The sequence below is a fragment of the Acidovorax sp. Root219 genome (genome assembly GCF_001428665.1).
GTDB lineage: Bacteria > Pseudomonadota > Gammaproteobacteria > Burkholderiales > Burkholderiaceae_C > Acidovorax.
On sequence record NZ_LMIJ01000019.1, the window covers coordinates 117945 to 124447 of the forward strand.

Genomic DNA, 6503 nt, shown 5'->3' on the forward strand with positions numbered 1-6503 from the left:
CCATGCAAAAAGCGCCGCCATCTCGCGATGGGCGGCGCTTTGCGCATGGGGGCAATGGATCAGGCCATAGCCTTGGCCTTGCGCCCGGCACGCCAGGCGCCGAAGATGGCGATCAGCCCGGGGATGAAGATCATGGCCCAGATGATCTTGTCCAGGTTCTCCTTGACCCAGGCGAAGTTGCCGAAGAAGTAGCCTGCCGTGGCGATGCCCAGCACCCACAGCAGCGCGCCGCCCACGTTGAACGCCGTGAACTTGCTGCGCGACATTTCGGCCACGCCGGCCACGAAGGGGGCAAAGGTGCGGATGAAGGGCATGAAGCGCGCGATCACGATGGTGACGCCGCCATAGCGCTCGTAGAACTCATGGGCCTGGTTGAACGCCCGGCGGTTGAACCAGCGCGAATCCTCCCACTGGAAGACCTTGGGCCCGAAATAGCGGCCTATGGAGTAGTTGCACTGGTCCCCGAGGATGGCGGCCACGATCAGCACCGCACAGGCCAGCGGAAAGTTCATGAGCCCCGCACCGCACAGCGCGCCCACGATGAACAGCAGCGAATCGCCCGGCAGGAAGGGCATGACCACCACGCCCGTTTCGACGAAGACGATGATGAACAGCAGCGCATAGACCCAGGGCCCGTAGTTCTGCACGAACATCTCGAGGTACTTGTCCACGTGCAGGATGAAGTCGATCAGGAAGGTGATGAGTTCCATGGGGTCCGGGGCTGTTGAGGGCAGCGCGCATTATCCCCACCGGCATCCAGCCCCTGCCGGCAAGTCCCCACGGCAACCGGACCTAAAATCCGCAGGGTGACCTCCAACGCCCTTCCCTCCCCCGCAGCCGAACCCTCCGCCCGCCGTCCCATCCGCGACCTGCCCGACGAGCTGATCAGCCAGATCGCGGCCGGCGAGGTGGTCGAGCGCCCCGCTTCCGTCGTGCGCGAGCTGGTGGACAACGCGCTGGACGCGGGTGCCACGCAGGTCACCGTACGGCTGTCGGCCGGTGGCGTGCGCCTGATCACGGTGGAGGACGATGGCGGCGGCATTCCACAGGACGAGCTGCCGGTGGCCCTGCGCCGCCACGCCACGAGCAAGATCACCAACCTCACGGACCTGGAGACCGTGGCCACCATGGGCTTTCGCGGCGAGGCCTTGGCCGCCGTGGCCTCGGTGTCCGAGATGTCGCTGCTGTCGCGCCCGGCCAGCCAGGCCACGGCCTTTCTGCTCGATGCGCGCAGCGGCGAGCTGCGCCCTGCGGCACGCGCCACCGGCACCACGGTGGAGGTCAAGGAATTGTTCTTTTCCACCCCCGCGCGGCGCAAGTTCCTCAAGACCGATTCCACGGAGCTTGCGCACTGCATCGAATCCGTGCGCCGCCATGCACTGGCCCGGCCCGACGTGGGCTTTGCCATCTGGCACGAGGGCAAGCTGGTCGAGCAGTGGCGCGCCACCTTCTTGCCCGGCCAGGGCAGCGATGCGCAGGATGCGCTGGCCCGGCGCCTGTCCGATGTGCTGGGCGAGGACTTCGTGACCCAATCGGTGGCCGTGCAGCACCGCTCGGGCGCGGTCACCGTGACCGGCCGCGCCGGCCTGCCCGATGCGGCACGCTCGCGCGCGGACCACCAGTACTGTTACGTCAACGGCCGCTTCGTGCGCGACAAGGTGCTTACGCACGCGGCACGCAGCGCTTACGAGGATGTGCTGCACGGCCACAAGCAGCCGGTGTATGCGCTGTATGTGGAGATCGACCCGGCGCGTGTGGACGTGAACGTGCACCCCACCAAGATCGAGGTGCGCTTTCGCGACAGCCGCGAGGTGCACCAGGCCGTGCGCCACGCCGTGGAAAATGCCCTGGCCGCCCCGCGCGCCGCCGCATTGGCCGCTGCCGCCCTGGCCGCAGAAGCGGCCCCTGCGGCCACAGAACCAGCCCCCTTCACCCTGGCCAAGTCGCCGCTGCCCGACTGGCGCGCCCAGTCGGCCATGCGCTTCGAGGAGCCCGTGGGCCACCGCGTGACAGACCTGCAGGCGTTGTGGGGCACGCCGGCAACCGCCACCCCGGTCCCGTCCACCGGCTTCGCCAGTGCAGCACTGCAGGCCGATGCGCCGGTCGCCGAGCGCACGGCATTCCCTGCCAGCAGCCTTGCAGCGGCAGCACCTGCGACACCGCTGCCCCAGCGCTCGGCGGGCGATGCCCCCCTGCCCGTGGGCCGCGATGGCCAGGAATCCGCCTGGCCCCTGGGCCGGGCCGTGGCGCAGTTGCATGGTGTCTACATCCTGGCAGAGAACGCGCAGGGCATGGTCATCGTGGACATGCATGCCGCGCACGAGCGCATCGTCTATGAGCGCCTGAAATCCCAGGTGGACAGCGGCGCGCGCATTGCCAGCCAGCCCCTCTTGATCCCCGCCACCTTCGCGGCCACGCCCGAAGAGGTGGCCACGGCCGAGGCCAGCGTGGACGTGCTGGCCATGCTGGGGCTGGAGGTCGTGCCCTTCTCGCCCAAGACGCTGGCCGTGCGAGCCGTGCCCACCACGCTGGCCCAGGGCGACGCAGTGGAGCTGGCGCGCAGCGTGCTGGCCGAGCTGGCCGCGCACGACGCGACCACGGTGGTGCAGCGCGCGCGCAATGAGATCCTGGGCACCATGGCCTGCCATGGCGCGGTGCGCGCCAACCGCCGGCTCACCATCGACGAGATGAACGCCCTGCTGCGCCAGATGGAAACCACCGACCGTTCGGACCAGTGCAACCATGGCCGCCCCACCTGGCGCCAGCTGTCCATGCGTGAGCTGGACGCGCTGTTCCTGCGCGGGCGCTAGCCGCCCACTGCATAGCCAAGGAGCATGCCGCAAGAGCGCGCTCCTCAGCCAACCTACGACCACCATGCGTAACCACCTGACACCCGGGGGCCTTGCCCGCCTTCCCAGCCGAGCCCGCCAATGGGGCACTGCGGCTGCCCTGGCCATCGTGCTGCCGGCAGAGGCCGGACGCCCTCTGAGCGTGGACGATGCGGGCGTTGCAGAACAGGCAGGAGGCCAGTTGGAAGCGTGGTGGGAAGGAGGCCGCGGCACAAAGGGCAGCGCCTACCTCGCCCCAGCCTATTCGCCCTGGCAGGGCGTGGAGCTGGGCGCCGTGCTGGCGCGCGACTTCGAGGGCCACGCCACAGTGCAGGGACTGCAGGTCAAATGGTTGTGGACTGCATCGCAGGAGCAGGGATGCAACGCCGCCAGCACGGGCGGCCTGCTGCACACCCGCCACGCACCCGGCAACACCCTGGCCCTGGGCCTGGTAGGCACCTGCAATACGGCCTGGGGTGCCCTGCATGCCAACCTGGGTGCCCTGCGGCTACCAGCGCGGCACTGGATTCCCGCCTGGGGCTTTGCGGTGGAGCGCGCCTTGGGGCCCATCACCGTGCACGCCGAAGCCTTTGGCCAGCGCGGCAGCGCCCCCACCTTCCAGACAGGGGCCCGGTGGGAGTGGGCACCGCAGTGGCAAATCGACGGCAGCCTGGGCCGACAGCAGGGCCGCACGCTGCTGAGCATGGGTATCCAGCGCGGTTTCTGAGGGTTCGCCCGCGCAGAAAAAAGCCCGCACGCGGCGGGCTCAGGGCAAAAGCAACACAGCTCAATTGTCGCGCGCAGCCTTGGCCTGGTCGGGGAAGTCGCTGAACAGGCCATCCACACCCAGGTTGAAGAACAGCTTGTACTCGGCCTTGGGGTCGCCCTTGAAGTCCGAGGCGAGCTGCTTGGGTTCGCTGCGGAAGGTGTAGGGGTGCACGAACAGGCCTTCGGCGTGGGCGTTCTTCACCACGTCGGTCGGGGGCAGCATCACGCGGTCGCGGTTGTCGATGATGCCGTCGCCGTTCAGGTCGTCGGCCTTGCCGTCGTTGTTGGCATCCACCTGCTTCGAAGGAATCAGGTACGGCTTCCAGGGGCCGATGCCGTCGGCGTAGGTCTTCACTTCCTTCAGACCGGCCGGGGTCAGCAGGCTGGCGAAGGTGCGGGCATCGCCGGCCACGGCGAAGTCGTAAGGCTTGTCGTAGGGGGCCACCAGCGACATGCTTCCGTCGGCCTTCACGTCGTCCGCGTCGACCAGTTGCACAAGGCGCACCTGGGTCTTGCTGCGCAGGTACTTGAGGTTCGCGACCTCGAACGACTGGATGATCACCGGCGAGTTCTTGGCCGTGTAGCCGTTCTTGGCCAGGATGGACAGCAGGCGGTCTTCGAGCGCCAGGTTCAGGCCCACGTGGTAGGTAGGGTGCTTGGTCTCGGTGTACACGCCCACCGTGCGGTTGGCCTTGGCGCCTTCGGTCTTGGCCAGTTCCAGGATTTCCTCGTAGGTGGGGATCAGGAACTTGCCGTTGTTGGACTGGTCGCGGTCTGCCATGGGCTGCACGGCACGCAGGGTCTTGATCTCGGCCAGGGTGAAGTCGCTGGCGAACCAGCCTTCTTCCTTCACACCGTCCACGGTCTTCTGGGTCTTGCGGCTGGCGAACTCGGGGCGCTGCGAGACGTCGGTGGTGGCCGTGATGTTGGGCTCATGGCGCGCGATCAGCACGCCGTCCTTGGTGGCCACGAGGTCGGGCTCGATGAAGTCGGCGCCCAGTTCGATGCCGCGGCGGTAGCTTTCCAGCGTGTGCTCGGGCAGGTAGCCGCTGGCGCCGCGGTGGCCAATGACCAGGGGCGTGGCGCCATTGAGCGTGGGGTATTTGGAATCGTTGTCGCCACCGCAGGCCGTGAGTGCCACGGCGGCCAAAAGGGCCAATGAACCGGCTTTCGCACCAGTAATGTGCATCGTCTTCTCCTCGTGTTGTGGATTGGAATCGCCGAACTGTGGGGCCGGCTTGTGACAAGACCGTGACGCCCCATTACAGGGCATTTCAGCCATCAAAGCCAGGGCTTGCGCACCACATTGAAGCAATACAGCCGTCATAATCCCCACAATTGTGCATTTGCACACATGAGTTCATGACTTTTTGACATAACCCGCGGGTCTGGCCATTTCCGCCGGGCCTTTTCCTCCTCCCTGAAGAAAGCCTTTCTCTGATATGAAGTACGAGTCCGCTGGCAGTTTCCTTGCGCAAGTGGCGCAGCGCAACCCCCATCAACCCGAGTTTTTGCAGGCTGTCACAGAAGTCATGGAGAGCCTGTGGCCCTTCATCGCCCAGCACCCGCGCTATGCCGAGCATGGCCTGCTGGAGCGCCTGGTGGAGCCCGAGCGCGTGGTGATGTTCCGCGTCTCCTGGGTGGACGACCATGGCACGGTGCAGGTCAACCGCGGTTACCGTATCCAGCACAGCATGGCGATCGGCCCCTACAAGGGCGGTTTGCGCTTCCACCCCTCGGTGAACCTGTCGGTGCTCAAATTCCTGGCGTTCGAGCAAACCTTCAAGAACGCGCTGACCACCCTGCCCATGGGCGGCGGCAAGGGGGGCTCGGATTTCGACCCCAAGGGCAAGAGCCCCGGGGAGGTGATGCGTTTTTGCCAGGCCTTCGTCTCGGAGCTGTTCCGCCATGTGGGTGCGGACACCGACGTTCCGGCCGGCGACATCGGCGTGGGCGGGCGCGAGGTGGGCTTCATGGCCGGCATGATGAAGAAGCTCAGCAACCGGGCCGACTGCGTGTTCACGGGCAAGGGCCTGTCGTTCGGTGGCTCGCTGGTGCGCCCCGAGGCCACGGGCTACGGCACGGTGTACTTCGCGGCAGAGATGCTCAAGCAGAAGGGCCGCAGCTTCGACGGCCTGCGCGTGTCGGTCTCCGGCTCGGGCAATGTGGCGCAGTACGCGGTGGAAAAAGCCCTGGAGCTGGGCGCCAAGGTGGTCACGGTGTCCGACTCCAGCGGCACCATCGTCGATGAGGAAGGCTTCACCACCGAGAAGCTGGCCATTCTGATGGACGTGAAAAACCATCACTACGGGCGCGTGGCCGACTATGCGGCCCGCACCGGCGCGAAGTTCGAGGCCGGCGTGCGCCCCTGGCATGTGCCGGTGGACGTGGCCCTGCCCTGCGCCACGCAGAACGAACTCGATGCCGACGACGCGGCCGTGCTGATGAGGAACGGCGTCATCTGCGTGGCCGAAGGCGCCAACATGCCATCGACCATCGAGGCAGCCAAGGCCTTCGAGGCGGCGGGCGTGCTCTACGCACCCGGCAAGGCCAGTAACGCGGGTGGCGTGGCCACTTCGGGACTGGAGATGAGCCAGAACGCGGCCCGCCTGTCCTGGCCACGCGAAGAGGTGGACGCGCGCCTGCTGCAGATCATGCAGGGCATCCATGCCGCCTGCCTGCGCTACGGCAAGCGCGCCGACGGCAGCGTGAGCTATGTGGACGGGGCCAATGTGGCAGGCTTCGTGAAGGTGGCCGACGCGATGCTGGCGCAAGGCGTGGTGTAGCCATCAACGGCATCCAAAATCCCGCCAAAAGCGGGAAATAGGTAACAAAAGGGAGGCAAGGCCTAATGCCGTTCACTTAAGCCAGTGAGCGGCATTTTTCCTGTCTGCACATAGCCCATAC

At 66.7% G+C, this 6503-nt stretch carries 5 protein-coding genes; 3 read left to right on the top strand and 2 right to left on the bottom strand.

The annotated features are described in order from the left end of the window. Nucleotides 1–59: 59 nt before the first annotated feature. Entirely contained in the window at nt 60–710 is a 651-nt protein-coding gene (locus ASE28_RS19995; protein WP_057268185.1) for a DedA family protein, read from the bottom strand. Nucleotides 711–806: 96 nt separating this feature from the next. Between ASE28_RS19995 and mutL the strand changes: the two genes are divergently transcribed. Both mutL and ASE28_RS20005 read left to right on the top strand, forming a co-directional pair. Further along, complete coding sequence (mutL, locus tag ASE28_RS20000; protein WP_057268186.1) at nt 807–2810, top strand: DNA mismatch repair endonuclease MutL; 2004 nt, start codon at nt 807–809, stop codon at nt 2808–2810. Nucleotides 2811–2874: 64 nt separating this feature from the next. Next, a complete protein-coding gene (locus ASE28_RS20005; RefSeq protein ID WP_057268187.1) occupies nt 2875–3555 on the top strand; it encodes a hypothetical protein in 681 nt (226 codons plus the stop codon). Between the two features lie 60 nt (nt 3556–3615). On the opposite strand, the gene ASE28_RS20010 is transcribed toward ASE28_RS20005, so the two are convergent. After that, entirely contained in the window at nt 3616–4785 is a 1170-nt protein-coding gene (locus tag ASE28_RS20010) for a glycerophosphodiester phosphodiesterase (RefSeq protein ID WP_057202205.1), read from the bottom strand. 253 nt (nt 4786–5038) lie between these two features. Here ASE28_RS20010 and gdhA point away from each other — a divergent pair, with 253 nt between their 5' ends. Further along, the gene (gdhA, locus tag ASE28_RS20015; RefSeq protein WP_057268188.1) at nt 5039–6382 is read left to right on the top strand and encodes an NADP-specific glutamate dehydrogenase; all 1344 of its coding nucleotides are present in this window, start codon (nt 5039–5041) and stop codon (nt 6380–6382) included. The last annotated feature ends 121 nt before the right edge of the window (nt 6383–6503 follow it).

Excerpts from the sequence above, each read along its gene's own strand:
- ASE28_RS19995 (WP_057268185.1), bottom strand. The coding sequence starts at position 710 with ATGGAACTCATCACCTTCCTGATCGACTTCATCCTGCACGTGGACAAG.
- ASE28_RS20005 (WP_057268187.1), top strand. The coding sequence starts at position 2,875 with ATGCGTAACCACCTGACACCCGGGGGCCTTGCCCGCCTTCCCAGCCGA.
- ASE28_RS20010 (WP_057202205.1), bottom strand. The coding sequence starts at position 4,785 with ATGCACATTACTGGTGCGAAAGCCGGTTCATTGGCCCTTTTGGCCGCC.
- gdhA (WP_057268188.1), top strand. The coding sequence starts at position 5,039 with ATGAAGTACGAGTCCGCTGGCAGTTTCCTTGCGCAAGTGGCGCAGCGC.